This window comes from Sulfurisphaera javensis, assembly GCF_041154675.1.
Classification (GTDB): Archaea; Thermoproteota; Thermoprotei_A; order Sulfolobales; family Sulfolobaceae; genus Sulfurisphaera; species Sulfurisphaera javensis.
In genome coordinates this window covers 356,410-376,555 of the sequence record NZ_AP031322.1, presented here as the reverse complement: position 1 = coordinate 376,555, position 20,146 = coordinate 356,410, and the positions used below count along the sequence as shown (strand labels likewise).

At 30.5% G+C, this 20,146-nt stretch carries 27 protein-coding genes; 15 read left to right on the top strand and 12 right to left on the bottom strand.

What is annotated here, in order from left to right:
* Positions 1–53: 53 nt before the first annotated feature.
* From ACAM25_RS01985 to ACAM25_RS01975, 3 genes are all read left to right on the top strand, one after another.
* Complete coding sequence (locus ACAM25_RS01985; protein WP_369610682.1) at positions 54–1,835, top strand: cbb3-type cytochrome c oxidase subunit I; 1,782 nt, start codon at positions 54–56, stop codon at positions 1,833–1,835.
* A gap of 62 nt (positions 1,836–1,897) precedes the next feature.
* Entirely contained in the window at positions 1,898–2,986 is a 1,089-nt protein-coding gene (locus tag ACAM25_RS01980; protein ID WP_369610681.1) for an oxidase, read from the top strand.
* A 6-nt stretch (positions 2,987–2,992) separates the two neighbouring features.
* Complete coding sequence (locus ACAM25_RS01975) at positions 2,993–3,193, top strand: hypothetical protein (protein WP_369610680.1); 201 nt, start codon at positions 2,993–2,995, stop codon at positions 3,191–3,193.
* Here the strand turns inward: ACAM25_RS01975 and ACAM25_RS01970 are convergent.
* Together ACAM25_RS01970 and ACAM25_RS01965 are read right to left on the bottom strand one after the other, a co-directional pair.
* Positions 3,184–3,912: a TatD family hydrolase gene (locus ACAM25_RS01970; protein WP_369610679.1), complete on the bottom strand. Its 729-nt coding sequence runs from the start codon at positions 3,910–3,912 to the stop codon at positions 3,184–3,186. The genes ACAM25_RS01975 and ACAM25_RS01970 overlap by 10 nt on opposite strands.
* A 30-nt stretch (positions 3,913–3,942) precedes the next feature.
* Positions 3,943–4,107 (bottom strand): AbrB/MazE/SpoVT family DNA-binding domain-containing protein, encoded by a 165-nt coding sequence (locus ACAM25_RS01965; protein WP_369611711.1) that lies wholly within the window; start codon positions 4,105–4,107, stop codon positions 3,943–3,945.
* A gap of 249 nt (positions 4,108–4,356) precedes the next feature.
* On the opposite strand from ACAM25_RS01965, the gene lrs14 reads away from it, so the two are divergent.
* Positions 4,357–4,743, top strand: a complete 387-nt coding sequence (gene lrs14 / locus ACAM25_RS01960) for an HTH-type transcriptional regulator Lrs14 (protein WP_369610678.1) — start codon at positions 4,357–4,359, stop codon at positions 4,741–4,743.
* Here the strand turns inward: lrs14 and ACAM25_RS01955 are convergent.
* Genes ACAM25_RS01955 through ACAM25_RS01935 form a run of 5 tightly spaced genes read right to left on the bottom strand, consistent with a single transcriptional unit; the run spans position 4,722 to position 8,777 of the window.
* A complete protein-coding gene (locus ACAM25_RS01955; RefSeq protein WP_369610677.1) occupies positions 4,722–5,954 on the bottom strand; it encodes an amidohydrolase in 1,233 nt (410 codons plus the stop codon). The two genes, lrs14 and ACAM25_RS01955, sit on opposite strands and share 22 nt — an antisense overlap.
* Complete coding sequence (locus ACAM25_RS01950) at positions 5,924–6,592, bottom strand: diphthine--ammonia ligase (protein WP_369610676.1); 669 nt, start codon at positions 6,590–6,592, stop codon at positions 5,924–5,926. The genes ACAM25_RS01955 and ACAM25_RS01950 overlap by 31 nt, the downstream gene beginning before the upstream one ends.
* Entirely contained in the window at positions 6,589–7,050 is a 462-nt protein-coding gene (locus tag ACAM25_RS01945) for a hypothetical protein (RefSeq protein WP_369610675.1), read from the bottom strand. The genes ACAM25_RS01950 and ACAM25_RS01945 overlap by 4 nt, the downstream gene beginning before the upstream one ends.
* Complete coding sequence (locus tag ACAM25_RS01940; RefSeq protein WP_369610674.1) at positions 7,007–7,633, bottom strand: molybdenum cofactor guanylyltransferase; 627 nt, start codon at positions 7,631–7,633, stop codon at positions 7,007–7,009. The genes ACAM25_RS01945 and ACAM25_RS01940 overlap by 44 nt, the downstream gene beginning before the upstream one ends.
* Positions 7,611–8,777, bottom strand: coding sequence for a molybdopterin molybdotransferase MoeA (locus ACAM25_RS01935; RefSeq protein ID WP_369610673.1), 1,167 nt, complete (start codon positions 8,775–8,777; stop codon positions 7,611–7,613). Before ACAM25_RS01935 ends, ACAM25_RS01940 begins: the two co-directional genes overlap by 23 nt.
* Before the next feature lie 35 nt (positions 8,778–8,812).
* Here ACAM25_RS01935 and mobB point away from each other — a divergent pair, with 35 nt between their 5' ends.
* From mobB to ACAM25_RS01920, 3 genes are read left to right on the top strand one after another with little or no spacing between them, the layout of a single operon-like run.
* A complete protein-coding gene (mobB, locus tag ACAM25_RS01930) occupies positions 8,813–9,301 on the top strand; it encodes a molybdopterin-guanine dinucleotide biosynthesis protein B (RefSeq protein ID WP_369610672.1) in 489 nt (162 codons plus the stop codon).
* The gene (locus ACAM25_RS01925; RefSeq protein ID WP_369610671.1) at positions 9,291–9,998 is read left to right on the top strand and encodes a CBS domain-containing protein; all 708 of its coding nucleotides are present in this window, start codon (positions 9,291–9,293) and stop codon (positions 9,996–9,998) included. Before mobB ends, ACAM25_RS01925 begins: the two co-directional genes overlap by 11 nt.
* Positions 9,999–10,016: 18 nt before the next feature.
* Complete coding sequence (locus tag ACAM25_RS01920) at positions 10,017–10,709, top strand: class I SAM-dependent methyltransferase (protein WP_369610670.1); 693 nt, start codon at positions 10,017–10,019, stop codon at positions 10,707–10,709.
* On the opposite strand, the gene ACAM25_RS01915 is transcribed toward ACAM25_RS01920, so the two are convergent.
* Both ACAM25_RS01915 and ACAM25_RS01910 read right to left on the bottom strand, forming a co-directional pair.
* A complete protein-coding gene (locus ACAM25_RS01915; RefSeq protein WP_369610669.1) occupies positions 10,690–11,097 on the bottom strand; it encodes a hypothetical protein in 408 nt (135 codons plus the stop codon). The two genes, ACAM25_RS01920 and ACAM25_RS01915, sit on opposite strands and share 20 nt — an antisense overlap.
* Entirely contained in the window at positions 11,073–11,498 is a 426-nt protein-coding gene (locus tag ACAM25_RS01910) for a hypothetical protein (protein WP_369610668.1), read from the bottom strand. Before ACAM25_RS01910 ends, ACAM25_RS01915 begins: the two co-directional genes overlap by 25 nt.
* Before the next feature lie 98 nt (positions 11,499–11,596).
* On the opposite strand from ACAM25_RS01910, the gene ACAM25_RS01905 reads away from it, so the two are divergent.
* From ACAM25_RS01905 to ACAM25_RS01890, 4 genes are read left to right on the top strand one after another with little or no spacing between them, the layout of a single operon-like run.
* Positions 11,597–11,848, top strand: coding sequence for a hypothetical protein (locus tag ACAM25_RS01905; RefSeq protein ID WP_369610667.1), 252 nt, complete (start codon positions 11,597–11,599; stop codon positions 11,846–11,848).
* Positions 11,849–11,857: 9 nt separating this feature from the next.
* The gene (locus ACAM25_RS01900; protein WP_369610666.1) at positions 11,858–12,493 is read left to right on the top strand and encodes a metal-dependent transcriptional regulator; all 636 of its coding nucleotides are present in this window, start codon (positions 11,858–11,860) and stop codon (positions 12,491–12,493) included.
* The gene (locus tag ACAM25_RS01895) at positions 12,486–12,827 is read left to right on the top strand and encodes a hypothetical protein (RefSeq protein ID WP_369610665.1); all 342 of its coding nucleotides are present in this window, start codon (positions 12,486–12,488) and stop codon (positions 12,825–12,827) included. Before ACAM25_RS01900 ends, ACAM25_RS01895 begins: the two co-directional genes overlap by 8 nt.
* Positions 12,824–14,044: a glycerate 2-kinase gene (locus ACAM25_RS01890; RefSeq protein WP_369610664.1), complete on the top strand. Its 1,221-nt coding sequence runs from the start codon at positions 12,824–12,826 to the stop codon at positions 14,042–14,044. Before ACAM25_RS01895 ends, ACAM25_RS01890 begins: the two co-directional genes overlap by 4 nt.
* On the opposite strand, the gene ACAM25_RS01885 is transcribed toward ACAM25_RS01890, so the two are convergent.
* On the bottom strand, positions 14,018–14,638 hold the full coding sequence (locus ACAM25_RS01885) for an ATP-binding cassette domain-containing protein (RefSeq protein ID WP_369610663.1): 621 nt from the start codon (positions 14,636–14,638) through the stop codon (positions 14,018–14,020). The two genes, ACAM25_RS01890 and ACAM25_RS01885, sit on opposite strands and share 27 nt — an antisense overlap.
* Positions 14,639–14,752: 114 nt before the next feature.
* On the opposite strand from ACAM25_RS01885, the gene ACAM25_RS01880 reads away from it, so the two are divergent.
* The 3 genes from ACAM25_RS01880 (at position 14,753) to ACAM25_RS01870 (ending at position 17,098) form a co-directional block, all read left to right on the top strand.
* Positions 14,753–15,910, top strand: coding sequence for an extracellular solute-binding protein (locus tag ACAM25_RS01880; RefSeq protein WP_369611710.1), 1,158 nt, complete (start codon positions 14,753–14,755; stop codon positions 15,908–15,910).
* Positions 15,885–16,688, top strand: a complete 804-nt coding sequence (locus ACAM25_RS01875) for an ABC transporter permease (RefSeq protein WP_369610662.1) — start codon at positions 15,885–15,887, stop codon at positions 16,686–16,688. Before ACAM25_RS01880 ends, ACAM25_RS01875 begins: the two co-directional genes overlap by 26 nt.
* Before the next feature lie 74 nt (positions 16,689–16,762).
* Positions 16,763–17,098 carry a hypothetical protein gene (locus ACAM25_RS01870; RefSeq protein WP_369610661.1) on the top strand — a complete coding sequence of 112 codons (336 nt, stop codon included), beginning with the start codon at positions 16,763–16,765 and terminating at the stop codon, positions 17,096–17,098.
* A 245-nt stretch (positions 17,099–17,343) separates the two neighbouring features.
* On the opposite strand, the gene tpiA is transcribed toward ACAM25_RS01870, so the two are convergent.
* Complete coding sequence (gene tpiA, locus ACAM25_RS01865) at positions 17,344–18,033, bottom strand: triose-phosphate isomerase (protein WP_369610660.1); 690 nt, start codon at positions 18,031–18,033, stop codon at positions 17,344–17,346.
* Here tpiA and ACAM25_RS01860 point away from each other — a divergent pair.
* Positions 18,024–18,590 (top strand): DUF429 domain-containing protein, encoded by a 567-nt coding sequence (locus ACAM25_RS01860; protein ID WP_369610659.1) that lies wholly within the window; start codon positions 18,024–18,026, stop codon positions 18,588–18,590. The two genes, tpiA and ACAM25_RS01860, sit on opposite strands and share 10 nt — an antisense overlap.
* Here ACAM25_RS01860 and ACAM25_RS01855 read toward each other — a convergent pair.
* On the bottom strand, positions 18,553–20,124 hold the full coding sequence (locus ACAM25_RS01855) for a cation:proton antiporter (protein ID WP_369610658.1): 1,572 nt from the start codon (positions 20,122–20,124) through the stop codon (positions 18,553–18,555). The two genes, ACAM25_RS01860 and ACAM25_RS01855, sit on opposite strands and share 38 nt — an antisense overlap.
* Between the last annotated feature and the right edge of the window lie 22 nt (positions 20,125–20,146).

Here is a 20,146-nt window from a genome sequence, read left to right as displayed (position 1 = left end):
TATCAAAATAAGATTTAAAAAGGGTAAGGAATAACTAAAATTGGTGAATTTTAGTGGGACTTAAGGATTTAATAGTTGCATTATTCCAATTAGATAAGGATTGGACTACTAGAATTGTTATGGGAATGTTAGTCTTAGGTGTAATATGGGGATTACTGGGTGTTATAGATTCATTAATGGTAAGAATACAAGAGACTATGTGGAGTACTTATGGAGTATTACCATTTACACCACAAGAGTATTATGCTGGTATTACATTACATGCTGAAAGAGACCTATTTGGTTTTGCGCAACAAGTAATTTATGCAATTATTATTTACTTTACTATAAAATTACTTAATTTGCAACCTAGAGCAAAATGGTTATTAAACTTATCTTTTGTTTTATTAAATATTTCTATGATGTTTATGGAAGGACCAATTTTAATAACAGCTGCTCAAGGTTTTGATAATTACTTCTCTGCTGGGTCATGGTATTACTTATCACCTATTGGAATACCGGGTTATTCTCTATATGTAATGAGTCCATTATTCTTTATAGGCTGGATATTGAATGATGCTTTCGTTTATTTGGCTGGTTTCTGGATTGTTTATCATTATTACTTAGCCTCGAAGCAAATTAAAGAGAAATTACCAGTCCCATTAGTATTCTTCTTAATGATTATCTTATTATTCATGATAGGATACTCTGGTGTAACAGTGGCTGATGTATGGGATATATTGGCTTTTGCTGGTGTTGTAGGGTTAAATGTTATTGCCAATCAAATAGCATTCTGGATATTTGGTCATGCTGTAGTTTATATGGCATGGTTGCCAGCAGTTGGTGCAATGTACTTACTAATTCCAACATTAGCTAACAAACCATTATATAGTGATAAAATGGGTAGAGTTGCTGCTGTATTATACTTAATATTCTCTAACAATATCCCCATACACCACCTCTATATGGTTAATTTGCCAGTTGATCTGAAGGTACTTCAAGAAATACTTACTTATGCAGTAACTATACCAACTTTTATGACATTCCTAAACTTATGGGCTACTGCTAAAGGTGCTAATGTAAGTTGGAACGTTATAACTGCATTTACTGCAACTGGTTGGGCTGGATCTATATTGGCTGGTGTAACTGGAATTTCAAATGGAACAATATCTGTTGATGCAATAGTTCATAACACAATGTGGGTAGTAGGACACTTCCACGCTATGATATTATTAGGTATTGTACCAGAGGCTATGGCTGTATTATACTTCATGTTACCAATGATGACTGGAAGAACTTGGTATTCAATAAAGGCTGCATGGATTCACTTCTGGGGATATTTAATTGGTTCAGCACTATTGATTATCGGTTTTGAGTTATTAGGTCTTGATGGTATTTTAAGAAGGGCTGAAATTGTACCAAGAGTTCCATATGTTATTGATGCAGAGAATCTAGCTACTGTAGGTGCAGTAATAGCACAATTAGCTACATTAGTATGGTTCCTTAATTTAGTAATGACATTAGTAAAAGGTAAAGTATTAAAAGCTGAAGGATTATCATTAGGACAATTAATAAATACTGTTGCAATGCAATTAGATTGGAACAATGCTGGATTTAGTATAAGAGGGATTCAGAGTGTGTTTAATCATTCAAAAATATCAAAGAGGGCTTTGGGTGCATGGTGGGGTCTTGCTGCTTTAGGTGCTATATTAATAATTATAAGTGCCATTCCATTAGTCCTTGTAGGTAATGCTTCTAATCCAGCTGATCCATTAGAATGGGCATGGATTAGTATGTTAACTTTAGGTATTATTTTATCTGCTGTTGGTGCCCTTAAGGGGGCTAATACGGTTTAAAGTTAGTTAATTTTTTATTAAATGAAGTTTATTTTAAAACTTGTAAAGTTGGGTGATAATAGATGAAAAAGGAAACTTGGGAATGGATTTGGACTGGATTTGCAATCTTACTTTTAGCTATAGTAGTGGTAACTACTTTACCAGAAGTTTTTACTGTTGGTGGTGTTCCATCAGTATTTAAAGTTGATATACCAGCTAATACTCCCTCATCAATGGTAGTACAAACTACCGTATATGCTGAACAATATGTATTTATGATTCATGAAAAAGGTGGTGGAATATCTTCAGAATTAGTTTTACCGAATGGAACTGTTTTACCATATTATTATAATTTAATGGTTGTTCACCCTGGTCAATATCTTAATATGACTATGTATGCTGTAATGGGAAAAACAGCTACGGAAAATATGTTTATTCCAGTTTATAATTCAAAATATGTTGTAGACACTCAGATAGTGCCAGGGTTAACACAGTATGCAGTATGGTATGCTGGTACTCCTAGTGGTTCACCAATTGCTGAGGGTGCATATGCTTTTCTTGATGGTGAGTATAATGGTCCATGGTTCTCATATGATATTGGTGAAATTTTAGTGATTCCAACATCTGGTTATTTCTCTCCATCAGATATTAGCAGTTATATTAGTTCTTCTAATACTGCTCATTCATCTGGTTTAGTTGGCGATCCATATAATCCTCCAATAGTAGTTGTTAGTGGCTCTTCACCAGTACTATATGCTGTAAGCGATAAATATGCAGCATTTAATGATTCTATACCAGGACCAACATTTGTAATAAATGCGAATTCTACTGCAACGTTGAAAATATATATACCGACTCCAAATAATGATCACAATTGGTTATATAACTATACATCTGCAGGCACTCCTCAGCCAATGACAGGACTTTATGTAGGAGTATATGCTGTATGGTGGAATGGTACTATAACTCCAGTAGCTTATAAAGTGTTGAACTCTTCAACATACAATACCTATATGACATTTACTTTCAAGGCAACAGCACCAGCGTATGTATATGGAATAATATATCCAGCATACTATGTCTATAACCTAGATGATATGTCAAACCTATTAACTGGTGAGCAAGCTGGATATTTAATGTCTTTGTGGGGAACAATTTTAGTAGAGGGGTGATAAAATATGGTAAGTTTCTTTAGGTTATTAGGAATTGGTTATGTATTAGCAATAGCTGGATTAGTTTGGGAAATAAGTGAGATAACGTTACATAAAGCTGCCGTACCATATGTATTGCCATTTACAATATCCGCCTTTATAGGATTTCTAGCGTACTTCTTGTTTGTCTATTTTGCTCCTACTGAGGAAGAAGAAAGTCATAAATGAACTAATTTTTTAAAGTTATCTTCTATTTTTTTCTCAATTTCTTCTTTATTCATTTTTTTAAGTTCAGCTAATTTTTCTATAGTGAGTTTAACATTGCAAGGTTCATTTCTTATCATTTTTTCATGAGCCATAAATGGTGAATCGGTTTCGGTAAGTATATATTCAAGGTCAATGTTTTTTACTATTTCTTGTCTTTGTTTATCTCTCAAAAGTATAGGTGGAACTGATATATAACCACCTAAATCAATTATCTTTTTAGCATTCTTTATACTTCCTTCAAAAGCATGAATAACAAATTTTACTTTAAAAGATTCTATTAAATTAATTAAATCACTTAATCCTCCTCTCACATGTATTATAACTGGTTTTTGATCTTTTTCTCCTATTTCAAGGAATTTAGCTAATATTTCGATTTGTTTTTTCCTGTATTCTTCTTCTTTTATCCAATAATAATCAATTCCTACTTCACTAATTATCTTAGCATTTTTCGTAAGTTGTAAGCATTTTTCTACTTCATTTATTTTATCCTTAATGAATTCTGGATGAAAACCTACTGCAGCAATTACGTTGTTATATTTTTTCTCTAGGTCTAATGACTTTAAGTTACTTTCTAGGTCGACTCCTGCATTAACTATAAGGATATTGCATTTTCTTACTATTTCATCTCTGTCTTTATCAAATTCTTTTGTATCTATGTGTGCATGTACATCTATTAGCATATTAAAAGAAAGGAGAAAAATAAAATATATTTATTTCCAAGGTTCCCTTAGGACTTGGATCTTTATTACATTTTCGTTTTCATCGAAAATTACTTTTACTAGATCTCCTTCTTTAACTTGGAATTTTTGTCTTATTCTGGCCGGTATTGTTACTTGATAATTTCTTGAGACTTTAACTATTTCTTCCACAGGCATATACTTCACAATTTAATGTATATTGATACTCATATTTAAAACTTTACTATAGTAGGCAAAAGTCAGATTTAAATAGATAAAGCAAAAATAGTAGTAAATGTGGTAATTCTTCATTTATACAAAATGCTAATTTCAATTCCTTATGCAATAAATATTGATATGTAAGTTTAACTGATTAGTAAAGGTCTCATTAATTATAACGAAAAAATATAAATAGAGGTAATAATAGAATCTTTATTTGTGATATAAATGTCTCAAACTCAGATTAGTGGGACAAGAATAAAATTACCCTCCGGAAAAGATGCTGGGTTAGTCGACATACTATCATTTTGCTATGGCCTATCAGAAACTGATGTGCAAGTATTAATAGCTTTGGCTAAATCCGAAGCTAGAGGAACAGAAGATTTAGAGACGGACTTAAAATTATCAAAGGCTTCTATTAATAGAAGTTTAAATAAACTTCTAGAAATGGGATTAGTAATGAGAATTAAGGAACCTGGTAATAAAGCTGGTAGGCCTAGATATTTATATAAAACAAAAGATTATAATGAATTAAAGCAAAAAATACTTAATGACATTAAAGACTGTGCTGATAAAATGGCTCAATTAGTGGATCAAGAGTTTAGTATGTCGTAAAGCTCTTTAATTTTTTGAAGTAAAACTTTCTCTATGTCTACCCTTTTTCTAAAGATACCATTTATTATAGTTCCCTTTACGTAATCTCCTGAAATATAATATACTAAATGGGATAGAAGTCTGTCTTTAAATAAAGGATAAATTCTATTTTTATCTAATAAAACTAAATCTGCAACATTACCTTGCTTAATATACCCTCCTTGAATATCTAATAATTTGTAACCGTTATAAGTAGCGATTTTAAATAAGTGATGTGCTTTAACGTTAGTATTCCAATACATTTGTCTTTGAAGTAAAACACCTATTTTCATTTCTCTAAATAAATCAAGTGAATTATTACTTGCTGGCCCATCAGTACCTAAAGTAATATTTGTTTTGTTTAACATTTCGTATAAAGGAAAAGATCCTCCAGTTGCAAGTTTCATGTTAGATGTAGGACAATATGTTACTGTAGCATTATCTAATAAGTTGATCTCCCAACTAGCTATCCAACCTAAGTGTACTAATTGAATTTTCCCGTTAAGTAGCCCAATCGAATTAAGATATTCTACTGGGAATAAGCCTGTTTTTTTCTTTATTTCATAAATCTCTTTTCTTGTTTCCGAAACATGAATGTGTATCCATTCATTTAATTCATCTCTTAATTGTTTTGCTATTTTTAATGTTTTCTCGTTAACTGCGTAAATGCTGTGTACATTTATTATAGGTTTAAAATAGGTTGATGGTGTTAAATTTCTCTGAAGTTTATCTATTTCATAAGGTTCAAACATAGAATCTAAGAAAGTGTAACCAGCAAATGCTCTAATCTTATATTTTTCAGCCAACTCCTTTACATCAAGAGGATTAAAGTACATATCAACAAAAGCTGTTGTTCCGTTAATCAACATTTCAAGTATAGAGATTTCTGAGCCTAATTTCATTAACCTTTTGTCAAAGTTTCTTTCAAATTCCCAGATTTTATTTAACCATTCATTAAGTTCTGCATCGTCATAATATCCTCTTAAAATACTCATAGGAGTATGAGTATGGGCATTCACTAGGCCAGGGATAACGATATAGTTAGTACAATCTATTTCATCTCCTTCTTTCTCTTCACCTATGCTTTTAATTAATCCATCTTCTATTACGATATTTTTGTCTCTCATAACAGAATCAAAATTAATAATATAACTGCAATTTTCTAGTGTATATGAGTTATTATAAATCTCCACTCGTATTCACTTATTTTCTTTTTATATCCTTCTACTTTTAATTCTCTTTTGAACAGTGGTGCGTAAATTACAAATGTTTCAGCTTCTCCGCCTTCAAAGGCTGGGTTAAAACCATATTTTCTTGCTCTTTCTATTATTTCCTCAACATCTTGTTCATCTATCACTTTACCTAATAGATGAAAAGGAAACCCATAAGCTGTAGCTGAAGTTATAATGAATTTAAATCCCTCTTTTACAATTTCCCTTAAGTATTCCTCTTGGTTTTTCCTCCATAAAGGAGAATAAGTTTTTAGATTAACTTCTTCTGCTATTAAATTTATATTTAGTCTCTGATAATCTGAAAGTAAAGCTCCAGTTACAATACCTTCTGCACCTAGTTCTTTAGCTTTGATAAATGCTATTTTTAGATCTTTCAATTCTCTGTCTTTTATTCCAGAAGTTTTTATCTGTAATAAATTATATCCAAGGACCTCAGCTTGGTACTTTGTTAGTTCAACGTTTGGTACTTGGAACATCCAAGAGTACTCTTTTTCTGGCAAGAGTGTTATTAGACACTTAATCTCAAATCCTTTAAATACTGCCCAATGTAAAGAATAAGTACTGTCTTTTCCTCCAGAGTACAATACGCATACTTTCATAGTTTGTAACAATAAATTGTATGCTCGGTTTCTCCTAATAATCCCATCGCTTTAACTCTTTTAACATCATAGAGTGTTAGATGATCATATCTAAAATCATGTGAAATCACTCTTAATCCTTTTTTACCATAGTTTATGATATAAGGCTCTAGAAGTTCATTAGTTCTTGTAGAAAGATAGGAAAGCAAGACGTTAACTTTTGGTATTAAAATTGGGGCCAATGTAAGCATATCACCACAAATTATTTCTACAGATTTATCCTCATATGCTTCCTTACATAATCTCTTATCGAGTTCTACGCCAATAGCTAGTCTTACGTTAAACTGTTTTTTAGCTATTATTAGGGGTCTTGCGTTACCGGCACCTAAGTCTAAAACTATATCTTCTTTTCTAACATTTGCACATTTTAACATTTCAATTGCTACTTCGTCTGGTGTTGGCACAAAGGGTACTAGCACTTTTGTTACCCTTTATCACATATTTGCTTAGTGTGTATTTATCTTGATTTATCAAAAAATCTTTCCATGAATTAATATTTTTGAGTTGAATTGATGAAAAACCGTGTAATTTTAACTCATAAGTCCCTATAAAATAAACTGTATTTGCATAATTAATTAATTGATATAGCGTTTTAACATGAGTTATGTAATTTTTAAGAAAACTTGTGGAATAACAACCTAATAGTGGCTGTATTTCTTCCTCTACAATTAAACTTATATCTGCCTCTTTATTACAAATAAAGCTTGCTAATTCATAAGTAATAAAGGGAAAATCACAACCAGTTATAAAGACTTTTTCCCTAAACACACATGATAAAGCTAATTCTATTGCTTTAACTGGTCCTTTTCTGATATTATCTATAATTTGTATACCTTGAACTTTCCTTTGTTTATTGGTGACTATTATAGGATTATTAAAATTCTCAACTATCCTTTCTAAGAATGTTTTTCCATTAAATTCAAAACAACACTTATCAGAACCAAATCTTTTTGATTCCCCTCCAGCTAGAATAATTACGTCAAAGAAATCTTTGAATTTCAATTTCTTCTCCTCTTTTATGTAGCCTTCCTCTAGTTAAGTATCCAAAGCCATCAGCTTTAATAAGTTCACTATATAAACCTGTTCCCCATCTTAAAGGAAATGCTTCCCCATTTTCTAATTTAAATAAGTAAGTAGAATCCATTTTATGTTCAACATTTATATCCTTACCTAGTTTTGCCTTTACAAATCTTCTAATTTCGGTGTTTAACATTCTAGATATAATATGTAAACCATGTTCATGAAATACAGTTATTGCAGAAACAACTTGTCCGGGTAGACTTATAATAGGTTTATTTTCAATTTTTCCTACTCCACCCCTTTTTATTATATTTACACTAACTCCTTCAAACAATAATGATCCTAGTTCTCCTATAATCTTCTTAACGTAATCTTTTTCGCCTACTGAAGAACCCCCAATAAAGAAAATAATATCACAAGAATCTTTTGACTTTACTAATGTCTTCCTTATACTTTCCTTATCGTCCTTTACTACTCCTAAATAATTAGCTTTTCCTACTTTTTCAAGTAGTGGAATTAATATTGGTGATATTGAATCTGGAATAAGATTTTCAGTTGGATTAGTAAATGGAGTTATCTCATCCCCAGACGCTATGACACAACTATTTAGATTACCAATTTTAACTTTTGTGATACCTTGATAGGTTAAAATACCTAAATAGTAAGGAGTCAAAATTTCTCCTTTTCTTAATATTATTTCTCCTTCTCTAATATCTTCACCAGCATACTTTATATCTTTTCCCTCATATACTTCTTCGCCTATAATCAACTCATTATTAATTACTTTGCATGCTTCAATTCTAACAACAGCGTCAGCGCCTCTTGGAATGGGAGAGCCTGTAGCTACATAATATGCTTCTCTTTCTTTAAGTTCTGGTATGTTTTTTGATGAAGGAAAAAGCTTTCCAGCTATTTTTAATTTTCCATACTTTTTATAGTCATTAATTCTAAAGGCAAATCCATCCATAGCTGATAAATTTACTTCAGGAATACTTTTTATTGCATATATATCTTCTAAAATAATTTTCCCTATAGAATTATAAACGTTTTCATATCTATAATAAATATCTTTCATGGAAAATTGTTCATCTATTATTTTTCTAGCTTCTTCTAAGTTTATTAGCACAAGATAAAATATTACTTAGTGGTATAAATTATCTTATGCCATGTATAATACAAGTTATAGGTAAAAAAGATACTGGAAAAACTTCAGCAATAGAAAAGGCTGTAAAAATTCTCAAAGAAAATGGCTATACAGTTGCAGTTGTAAAACATTCTCATCATGAAATTGATTTACAAGGAAAAGATACTTACAAGTTTTGGAACGCTGGTTCAGATATAGTTACTTTTAACAATTCTAAATGTGTATTATTTTATAAATGCAACCCAGATCTAATTCATTTTTTACCAGTTGATGTAGTTTTAATTGAGGGTTATAAAGAATTAGATCTGGGTAAAAAAATTGAAATTAGTAATCCTAATCAAGTTGACGAAGTTAGTAAAAGGATTATAGAAGAAACTAAAAATTGTAAGACAAAAGGGAAGATAATAGTTGATGGTAAAAAAATTGAGTGTAATGATACAATAACATTACTGTTATATAATTTGTTAAGGTATCTGAATATAAGGGAAGTAAAGATTGAAGATTAAAGGGAGAGAAATAATAAGCATAGATCCAGAGGCATACGTAATAGATGCCATATTCTTTATGAAGAGAAATAACATTAGGAGAATAGTAGTAAGTAAAGGCAAGGATATTTTAGGTATTTTTAGTGTAGATGAAGCTTTATATCATATAATTAATAATGACGTTGAATGTAAACTTAAAGATGCTAAACTAAAAAATCCAATTAGAGTAAGCGATAACGAGTTAAGAGAAGTTATGGGAAGCATGGTAAGATATGATGTTGATTCTGTGCTTTATGATGATAAAATAATTACTTATAAAGATATTGTCTCTAAAATTGACTGGAATAAAACAGATAGATTAATTGGTGAAATCTCAAAACAAGCTATTTTTGTAGAACCTTATACAAAGATAAAAACTGCTGGAGAAATAATGATTAAAAACAAGATAAGACATTTACCAGTGTACGAAAAGTCCTTGTATGGTATAATCTCGGCTAGAGACTTAGTTTATAATTATGATATTGATCTTAATCTTAGCGTAAGTAAAATTATGGTAGTAGAAGTTTTTTATACTAGTAAAGAGGAGCCAATTTCAAAAGTTGTAAGTACTATGATTACTAGAAATATAGGAAGTGTTGTTGTGATTAATTCTAAAACCATAGAGATTGTAACTTTAAAAGATTTAGTTGATTTTGCTTTAAGAAATTTAATATACTAGTTAGAGTAAGTAAGATTAATGAGTGACATATTAAGATGTCCAATTGATGGAAGTAAATTTGTTGACAAATGGGTTTGTGAAAAAGGGCATCGGTTTTCTGAATCTAATGGAGTTATAGATTTACTTACTGAAGACATAAAAACTGAAAAATTATTAGATATTGTAGCACCCTTATATGAGTCTGTTTATGCACCTATTGGTTTTACTCTTACTGCAGGTAAAAGTTATAATTGGATAATGAAAAAAGCTGGTGAACTAATATCTGGAACAATAGTATTAGATATAGGTACAGGTACAGGGAAAATTTTTGATTATACCAAATGTGAAATCTGCATAGGTTTAGATGTTTCGTTTAAATTTCTTAACATTCTTAAAAAGAAAAGACCTAATGTTTTAGCTGTTAGAGGAAATGCATTAAAGTTGCCAGTAGCTGATGAATCTTTAGATGGTTTATCTGCAATGTTTGTCCTTCATATGCTCCCTTCTCCTTTAGTGGCGATTAGAGAAATTAACAGAGTGTTAAAGCATGGTAAAAAATGTGTAGCTACAGTTCTTACTAAAAATAATGCTATAAGTAATTTCCTTGCAAAAATTTGGAAACTGAATATTTATCCAATAGACTATTATATTAAGATTTTTGAAGAAATGAATATGGAAGTAGAATATGAAAAAATTGGAGCATGGACATTCTTTACGTGTGCCAAGCCTTAAATATTGATAGAGAGAATAGTAAATAACTAATTCCGTTAAGTGCATTTAATATTTCTATTAATACTTGAGTATAAGCAATAGTATAGACAAGAACATAAATTCCAAAACTTAGGAAGAATATGAATAAAGCCAAAGTACTTAGTGAGGAATACTCTCCTCCTCCCATCATTAAGGAAAGGAGTTTTGAACTACCAGATACTCCATAAAATATTCTTTCAATTCCAAATATTAAGCCAATGAAATAGAAAGGGTAAGGATTAAAGGAGAACATTATTTCTGATAAACCCACATGAACTTTAAGGATAAGATAGATTGAAGTCACAAACATTAGAACTCCTAGAAGTATGCTAAAACTTCTTTTTGTTAACTGACTAACTGGGTTGGCCAATTTACTAACCCCACAAGTGTTTGTCCATATTCAATATCGAATAGCTCACCTAAAAATATTCCCCCTAATGTTCCTAATATTAAACCAGCTATACCAGCAAATTGAAAACCAAGCAATGCACCTAAACTTCCACCAGCTATCTTGCCAATATACTTATCTTCAACTTTGTATATTTTTGCAAAATCATAACCTCCAGATTTACCTTGTTTTGAAATTAAATATGCAAAATCTACAATTGCTTCTTTTATTTCATTAATATCATTAGAATTATAAAGAGTAGTATATTCCTCAATTCCGTTATTTCTTCTGAAATAAATAGGAATAAATCCTGCTTTTCTTAGTTCTCTAAGGGAGTTTATGTAAGAGTTATTGCTGAAGACCTTAAAAACAACTTTGTACATATATAATAAAATTCATTTCGTTTTATATTAAGCTTTCTAGTTCGAAAATAAAACCTTAAATTTTAATTTGATGAAAACGATTTTAATTTTGGATATACATGGGCCTATCTGAAGAAAGAAAAAAATATTATGCAATAACTGAATTAGATTTAGATATTCCTCAAATTTCTTCTAAAATGCATGAACATATTTCATCAGCTATCGATGAGGCCCTTGATAAGGTAAAAGAATATCTTAAGAATCAAGGATATGAAGGAAAATTTCAAGCTAATGTAAATGTTTTCGTTAGAGAAGAAGGGGAAACACCAAGGCTTATTCAAACAGTAAAAACTAAAATTATTGTGAAGTAAATTTTTTGCATGGAACTTTCCGAAGCATTGGAGAATTATTTAAAAGAGATTTATGAACTAGAACTTATGAAAGGATATGCAAGGGTATCTGATCTTATTTTCTCATTTAATGTTTCTCCTGGTACTATAAGTAAAGCTCTTGAAAAGATGGAAAAACTTGGCCTTATAGAAAGAAATAGCAAAAGAATAAAATTAACTCCAGAAGGGAAAAAATTAGCGGAAAGACTTATTAGGGCTCATAGACTCTCTGAAAGATTACTTACTGACATATTGGGGCTTGATTGGATTAGAGCTCATCAATTAGCTCATAGACTTGAACACATTTGGCCAGAAGATGTCATTGATAAAATGGATCAAGTCTTAGGCAAACCATTAACATGTCCTCACGGTCACCCTATTCCAGGCAGAGAAGTAAAAATAACTGGGATTAAATTAAGTGAAGCTGAAAACGGAAAGACGTATAAAGTTGTTATGATAATAAGAGAAGATGAATGGATTCTTTCCATGGCTGATGAGCTAGATATTAAACCGGGAAATGAAATAAAAATAATTAAAAAGAATGAAAATGATTTTATTGTTGAAATTAATAATCAGATACGAACTATTCCTAAGGCATTAGCTGAAGAGGTGTTAATAAATGAATGAACTTTCTGACCTAGAAAAGAAAATTTTAGTTCATATTTACAAATATGGACCAGATAACCCCTGGTATATGGCAAGGAGATTATTAGGAGAGAGTGGTTGGGCACCAAAATATAACGAAGATGAAATAGAAAAAGCATGCAAAAAGTTAGAAGATGAAGGTTTACTCCAAAGGTTTCAAGGTGCTTTGAAGAGAAGTGTAACATCATCTGTCAAACCCTGGTTAAAAGTTAAGGCTAGGGAGTTAGATCATAAACCTAAGGGTATATACTATGACTTAACAAAAAAAGGTAAGAAGATTGCCTCAGAATTATATAAGGAGATTAAAGAAGAATGAAAGTCGAAGAGTTAGTGAATAAAATTCTTAAATTTTCTGATCCATATGAAGCTCTAGAGGAAAAAGTAATAGTACATGACCAAGAAATAATAGTTAATTCTGACAGATTTACGTTTAAGAAACCAATTCTTATTGCAGTTGGTAAAGCTTCATATAAAATGGCTAAGTTTTTCATAGATAGAATGAATATAGATGGCATAGTTATAGTACCTAAAGGTTCTTCTGTTTCTTTACCTCGACTTAAAGTTATAGAGTCTACTCATCCTGAGATTTCTGAGGATAGCATAAAGGCAGGATATGAGGTAATACGTTTTCTTAAAGATGAAGAATATGATATCGTTTTGTTTCTTTTATCTGGTGGTGCATCAGCTTTAATGGAATATTCGACAGCCCCATATGAGATTTTAAGGGAAATAAACGAAAAGCTCGTAAAATCTGGCTTAAGTATAAATGAAATAAACGTTGTAAGAAAACATCTATCATTAATAAAAGGTGGGAAACTCTCTAGATATTCAAAAGGTCCTATTATTTCTTTAATTGTGAGTGATGTACCTGGAGGAGATTTAAGTTCTGTTGGAAGTGGGCCGACAGTTCCAGATAAAAGTACAGTAGAAGACGCTAAGATAATATTAAAGAGAATTGGACTTGAAGATTATTCTAAATATTTAACTGAAACTGAAAAAGAAACAAAGAACGTATTTAATTATTTGATTCTTGACGTGAATATTGTTCTTAGTAAATTGAAAAAAGTGGTAAGAAATCCAATAGTACTATCTGGTGAGGTTAGGGGGGATGCGTATTCTTTTGGTCAAAACTTAGCTGGGATAGTAAACACATCCATAAACGGATTAGGGTTTACCCCCCCTTATACGCTTCTTGCTGGAGGTGAACCTGATGTTAAGATTGAAGCAAAGGCTGGAAAGGGTGGAAGAAACGGTGAAGTTTGTTTAGGATTCTTAAAATGGGTAAAAAAGAATCCTCAATATAGATTTAAATTATATGCAATAGCAACTGATGGAATAGATGGAAATAGTGAATATGCAGGATGTTTTATTGATAATAATACGACAATAGAAAACATTGAATATTATATTTCTACTCATTCCTCTTACGAGGCACTAGAGAAAATAGGAAATGTGATCAAGACTGGTTATACTTACACTAATGTGAACAATATTTATGTAGTTGAACTAACTAATAGAATCGAAGAATCTTAAGGTACCATTTTCCATTCTATAAACTTTTTCACTAAGTTTTGCATCTTCAATATCCTGAGTAACGTAAATGATTTCTATTTTATAATCTCTAGCCAAATTTATGTAATTTTCTATGAAAGTTTTCCTATTACTTATATTACTGAATCCTTCATCTATTAGAATTACCTTCGGTTTTGCTATAAGTGCTGTAGCTAAGGCTACTTTTTCTTTATTTCCTAAGCTTAATTCTGAAACTTTCTTATTTTCATTTATGGGTACATCTAACATTTTAGCGATCTCGTACACTTCTTTTTCATCAATCTTAATTTTTCTAATTTTTGCACCCCATAGTAAATGAGTTTTTACTTTAAAGTTAGGTATATAAGTTTCTTGATTAACTAAAATTATATTCCTTTTATTTATAGGTAAATTTGTTATATCTATATTGTCTAATTTCACAAAACCCCTATCTGGTTTTATGAGTCCAGCTAGAATCTTTAAGAATGTAGTTTTTCCACTACCATTCCTTCCAATAATCGAAAGTATGCCTTCATCTTTAAACTTGATATTAAGCGTAAAACTAGGATAATGCTTTTCAACCTCAGTCTCAATCATTATTTCTAATTCTTATCTAAAAGTTTAAAAAAATTTTGACTATATAAATATGCTCTTTTCATTTATGGAAATATGAAAATATTTAAATATTGGAATATTACTTATTATACACAAATGGCTGAAGGTAAAAATGCGTTAAAAACACTATATAAGGCTATATCTTCTTATCTAATAATCGCAATAATAGTAATAGCAATAGTCGCAGTAGCTGCAGTATTATTATTTTATCATCCTTCTAAAACAACAACTACTAGCCCAGTAAGCTCTTCGAGTATTCCTTCTTCAACTGTGCCAACGACCTCTACAACTTCAAGTGGCCCAGTTATCGTTTATGTAGCAGGTGCTTACAAAGCCATATTTGACTATTTAGCTCAACAATTTAAAAATCAAACTGGTATTACTGTTGATGTAGTTCCTGGGGGATCATTTAGTTTAGCTTCACAGATAGCTGCTGGTGATAAAGTTAGTGTGTTTGTTCCAGTAGCTTATATACAAGCAGTAGAACTTGAAGGGAATAGGGATCCAGGCTGGGCTATAGCATTTATATCTGATCAAATGGCAATAATTTACTCTAATTATACTACTCAGAGTCCATATTGGAATGAATTATACTCTAATTACACTATGGCTATGAAAACTAATGAGAGTCAGTATTGGTACAATTTCTTCTATTTACTCACGACAAAATTTAGTTTAGGAATATCTAATCCTAGTAGTGATCCAGAAGGCTTGTATGCATATTTAATCTTAAAGATGGCTGGGTATTTATACGCTAATAAGAGTTTTGATTACTTCATAAAATTAGTTGATCAGAATCCTAATTTAAGAAATGCTTCTACCACTGCTGATTTCGTTGCTCCTTTAAAGAGTGGTCAACTAGACTTTACATTCTCATATGTCTCATACGCAATATCCCAGCATCTAGATTATCTAAAATTACCTCCATGGTTAAGCTTTGGATATTATCCTAATGAGACTAAATGGTATAGTTTCTTCTTCTATAAGATAAATGTAAATGGACAAACGTTAAAGATCTATGGTAATCCTGTCTATCTATATATTACAATCCCAGTTAATGCGACTAATGAGCAAGGAGCAATAGAATTTGTTGAATTTATAGTTCAGCATGTACAAGAGTTATCGATTTTTGGAGTTACTCCAGTAACTCATCCAATATTATTCTATCAATCTAAGAGCTATGTTCCTTCGCAAATACTTAATTTGCTTAACGAGGGAGTATTACAATATGGCGGGAATTTCAGTGCAGTTTAACTTTTTTAAGGCAGTCGCTTTTTTCCTTGCATTTTTACTTATATTTCCAATTTTGGCAATTCTATATTATGGTTACGGTCCATATTTCGTAAAATCTTATGCATTTGGGAAAAATATAATAACTTCTATTGAACTTACATTCTTTGCATCAACAATTAGCATACTAGTTATTATTTTATTATTTACTCCGTTAGCTTATTATTTAGCAAGGCATAAGAATCCTGTTATTGAAGCTATAGTTGATATTCCAGCTTCTGTTCCTCACCCAGTTGTGGGTATTGCTCTTCTGTTCATCGATAGTCCGTTAAACCCACTAGGTAAATTTCTTCTCCATCATGGAATAAACTTCTTTTACACTTATCTAGGTTTGATAACAGCATTAATTATTGTATCTTCTCCAATTTATATAAGGGCAATGCAAAACTTTTATGAGGGTTTTCCTAGAAGTCATGAGTATTTTGCTTTAAGTCTTGGAGCATCAGAATTAAGGACATTTTTCAGGATAGTATTACCATCATCTATTAGGGGAATTATTTCAGCTGGACTTACTTCTATGGCGAGAGCAATAAGTGAGTTTGGATCAGTAGTAATAGTTGCTCCTTATGTTTCAGGTTGGATATTTAATGGAGATCCTGTAGCTTCTGTTTGTGTGTATAATACATTTCTAACTTATTTTAATGCATCTATCGTAGAAGCAGCAACTCTTATATTGTTTTCATTGATCTTAGTTGTTGCTACTAGGATATTTGTTTATTTTAGTTTTAAACGTGAGACTTAAAAATAATGAGAGAAGAAAATTAATTAATGAGGAAACCAACCTTAACTGAAAAGTGATGATGGGTTGTTCAACTGATGATGTTAAAATGTAAAGATTTAAATTGTGTAAAAATAATAGCTGCGGATGTTCTCAAAAAAGAAGGCATCTATAAAGATTTTAATGTCTTAATAACTGACCTACCATTCAATAGTATATCTAAATTAGATGGTAATACAGTTAAAATAAATTCTGTGAGATTTGAAAGTTTTTCTGTTCAGAGTAGCGGAGAATATGAGATCTCTTCTTCTTATCTGTTAATAGCTATTATTTATGCATTTTTAAATGACGTAGAGAAAACTAGATATATTATAAAAAAGTATTTCGGTGAAAATTCCATTGTTTATCGACTTATCGATATTATGTTCCAATAAAATAGATGAATTTAGAGATTATGAAATAGAATTATTTTCCGGAATTAAACCATTTTACATAGAAGATAAGAAGATAAAAATAAATATAATCGTAATAGAGTTTTTAACTAGATATTATTCTTTTTGCGATATCTTATACTCATTAATCTTATATATAAATCTTAAAATGAGAATACAAAATAAAAAAGAAATTATACTAGAGATAATTAATAAATATCATGATTATCTTAATATTATAACAGATTTTATTGCCTTTTATCAATAGCCTTTATTGCATTAGCTACAAAATCCTCTACCACTTTTTCTGGGTTTTCAGCTTTCATCACTGCACTCGCTACTCCAATACCGTCTGCACCTAACTGTATAGCCTTATATACATCTTCTCCAGTAGTAATTCCAGCTCCAGCCAATAAGTATACTCCGGGCACTTTCTTGACCTCATCAACTGCTTTCGTTATAACTTCTGGTCTCTCTTTTGAGACAGCTCTTCCACTTCCAATAAGCTCAGGCGGTTCTATTAGAATTGCATCAGGTTTTAATAATGCTAGAGGGTGAACTAGTTCATATGAGTCTATGCAAACTACACTTTCCAATCCAAGGTTTTTCATTCTTGTTAAAGCTTCATGTATTTCATCTAATCTAATTTTCTTTTCACTATGATTTAATAGAGATCCTTTAGCTCCAGAATCTTTGATCATTTCTGGTAAGATTGATCCAGTATGTGCACCATGTCTAACGCTATCTACATGCTGTGCATAGATAATCAATTCTACTTCTTGAGATAGCTTGTAAATCATAGTTGCTGGTACTGATATTATTATTGGTATACCATAATTTTTGCTAATTTTTTCTATCTTTTTTGAAATTTCTATTGCTTTCTCTCCATAGGAGTTTTCATATGCCTTATAGTTTATTAATATTATAGGTGGTTTCACAATTAATCTTTGGTAAGGGAATATTGAAGTTTTGCGGTATTGATTTAGCTGTAAAACGACCTTCTGCTGTAGGGATTTTAGAAGGGGATATTGTATGTGTGAAAGAACTAATTAGTAATGATGAAATTTATGAAGAGTGTAAGAATTCTTTAGTTGTTTCTATCGATTCTCCTTTAACTTATTCTAATGGATTTAGGAATGTAGATAGAGAGATGATAAGAAGAGGCTATAAAGTATTACCACCATCATGGATGAAAAGTTTAGTTGAAAGGGCTATAACTTTAAAAAATATGTTCAAAACCACAGTTATAGAAACTCATCCAACTTCCTCAATGAAAAACATTAGCCTAAATTGGAAATCTTTAGCTAATAAGAAGGATATTGTGGATGCAGTTCTTTGTTCCTTAGTTTCTCTTTATTATTACATAGGTAAGGCAGAAGAAATTTCTTCAATTGACGGTAAAATATATATTTTGCCAAAAGAGAAAATTAGTATAACAAAGATAGGTAATAATTGCTTCAAAATATCTTCTCAATCTCTTCAAGTAGCTTTCTAATCCTAGAATAAGATATTATTGTTACTAATGAGCTTACCCCTATTGCTAATAATAATACTGTTAAATTGAAGGACACTATCTTCAAGAAAAATATTTCGAATTCTAGGACATTAAACACAAAAACCATTACTAGAACGAACTCAAGAATAAATTCAAATTCTGCGTATTTACCTTTTATGTTATTTATACTAGTTAAAAGTAAGATAAATAACATTGTAGGAATTAATATGACAAGAATATAAGAAAGATAAATTAAATAAGGACTAAGAGTTAACAATAAATATATTAATGATGCTCCACTAAAGGTAATTGTAATGCTAAGGATTATATATTTAGCCAAATAAATTATAATACTTGGTATCTTTATATGATAAGAAGAAGAGTATTTTTTAATAATAGAATCTAGTTTCTCTAGTTCAAGTTTATTATAAATCTTGTTTATCAAAGGAATAATTTTTTTATTTCTATAAGTTACTATGCTCGCTATTGTTGAAGATATAGCAACGACTATTGTCGAGATATTATATGCTGGTAAAACTGGTAAGCCTTCTTGTAATGCAGTTAATGATATAACAATTCCAAACTCACTCAATGAACTCATGAAAAGTCCAGTCCTAAATGCTCTGATAAATTCTACGCCAGATACCCAATAAGCAGTACTAAAAGCAATATATTTTGTTAGTATAAGTATTATTGCTATGGGTATTGCAAAAAGAATGTAAGGCGAAAATCTCATGTAACTTCCTGCAACAAAGAAGAAGAGAATCAATGTAAAATCTGTTAAAGGTTTTATGCTATTTACAATCTTTTCATTATTTGTAGATGCATATGAGGTTCCTATACCTAATAAAAAGGAAGCTAAACTTGATGGGATGTTTAATAGCTGACTAAGAATATTAAATAAGAATACTGAAGCAACGCCAGATAAAACTATGGAATCTTCTGAAAAATTAATTGTAGGATTTATAAGTAATCTTGAAATTAAGTAACCCAACGTTAATGATATAAAAGAAGCTAAGATTATCTCTAGAAAATTAAAGTTACTGGAAGTTATTATGCCTAAAACTACAAAAGCTAGTGTATCTTCCAAAGAGGATACAGAAAGAACTAACTTTAAATCGCTTGGATCTAATTTTCCTTCAGCCAATTTATAAGCAATTGAAGAACTTGTGTTAAATCCAATAACTATAAGTAAAATTGTACTCAAGAAATTTAACTTTACTATTAAAGATATAAGTAATACGATTAAAGATGTTACAATGAATTCTATTAATACTATAAATACTGCTCTTCGAAATATCTTCTTTAAATCAACTAGGTTAACAGAAACTCCCATTTCGAAGGAGAGAAGATTTACAGCAAGGAAAGTTAAGAATTGAAATACAGAAGTACTATAATTTAATCCAAGTTCTACTCCAATAAATCCAGAAATTAGATAAGCTATTACTGGAGAAACATTAATTCGTCTAAGTAGTAAGCCTAAGAAACTAGCGATAACTAATATTTCAGCTAAGCTAGTAAGCTCACTTGTCACAATAGATAATTATTTTTATTGT

Excerpts from the sequence above, each read along its gene's own strand:
- ACAM25_RS01980 (WP_369610681.1), top strand. The coding sequence starts at position 1,898 with ATGAAAAAGGAAACTTGGGAATGGATTTGGACTGGATTTGCAATCTTA.
- ACAM25_RS01975 (WP_369610680.1), top strand. The coding sequence starts at position 2,993 with ATGGTAAGTTTCTTTAGGTTATTAGGAATTGGTTATGTATTAGCAATA.
- ACAM25_RS01970 (WP_369610679.1), bottom strand. The coding sequence starts at position 3,912 with ATGCTAATAGATGTACATGCACACATAGATACAAAAGAATTTGATAAA.
- ACAM25_RS01965 (WP_369611711.1), bottom strand. The coding sequence starts at position 4,107 with ATGCCTGTGGAAGAAATAGTTAAAGTCTCAAGAAATTATCAAGTAACA.
- lrs14 (WP_369610678.1), top strand. The coding sequence starts at position 4,357 with ATGTCTCAAACTCAGATTAGTGGGACAAGAATAAAATTACCCTCCGGA.
- ACAM25_RS01950 (WP_369610676.1), bottom strand. The coding sequence starts at position 6,592 with ATGAAAGTATGCGTATTGTACTCTGGAGGAAAAGACAGTACTTATTCT.
- mobB (WP_369610672.1), top strand. The coding sequence starts at position 8,813 with ATGCCATGTATAATACAAGTTATAGGTAAAAAAGATACTGGAAAAACT.
- ACAM25_RS01920 (WP_369610670.1), top strand. The coding sequence starts at position 10,017 with ATGAGTGACATATTAAGATGTCCAATTGATGGAAGTAAATTTGTTGAC.
- ACAM25_RS01910 (WP_369610668.1), bottom strand. The coding sequence starts at position 11,498 with ATGTACAAAGTTGTTTTTAAGGTCTTCAGCAATAACTCTTACATAAAC.
- ACAM25_RS01905 (WP_369610667.1), top strand. The coding sequence starts at position 11,597 with ATGGGCCTATCTGAAGAAAGAAAAAAATATTATGCAATAACTGAATTA.
- ACAM25_RS01900 (WP_369610666.1), top strand. The coding sequence starts at position 11,858 with ATGGAACTTTCCGAAGCATTGGAGAATTATTTAAAAGAGATTTATGAA.
- ACAM25_RS01895 (WP_369610665.1), top strand. The coding sequence starts at position 12,486 with ATGAATGAACTTTCTGACCTAGAAAAGAAAATTTTAGTTCATATTTAC.
- ACAM25_RS01890 (WP_369610664.1), top strand. The coding sequence starts at position 12,824 with ATGAAAGTCGAAGAGTTAGTGAATAAAATTCTTAAATTTTCTGATCCA.
- ACAM25_RS01885 (WP_369610663.1), bottom strand. The coding sequence starts at position 14,638 with ATGATTGAGACTGAGGTTGAAAAGCATTATCCTAGTTTTACGCTTAAT.
- ACAM25_RS01880 (WP_369611710.1), top strand. The coding sequence starts at position 14,753 with ATGGCTGAAGGTAAAAATGCGTTAAAAACACTATATAAGGCTATATCT.
- ACAM25_RS01875 (WP_369610662.1), top strand. The coding sequence starts at position 15,885 with ATGGCGGGAATTTCAGTGCAGTTTAACTTTTTTAAGGCAGTCGCTTTT.
- ACAM25_RS01870 (WP_369610661.1), top strand. The coding sequence starts at position 16,763 with ATGATGTTAAAATGTAAAGATTTAAATTGTGTAAAAATAATAGCTGCG.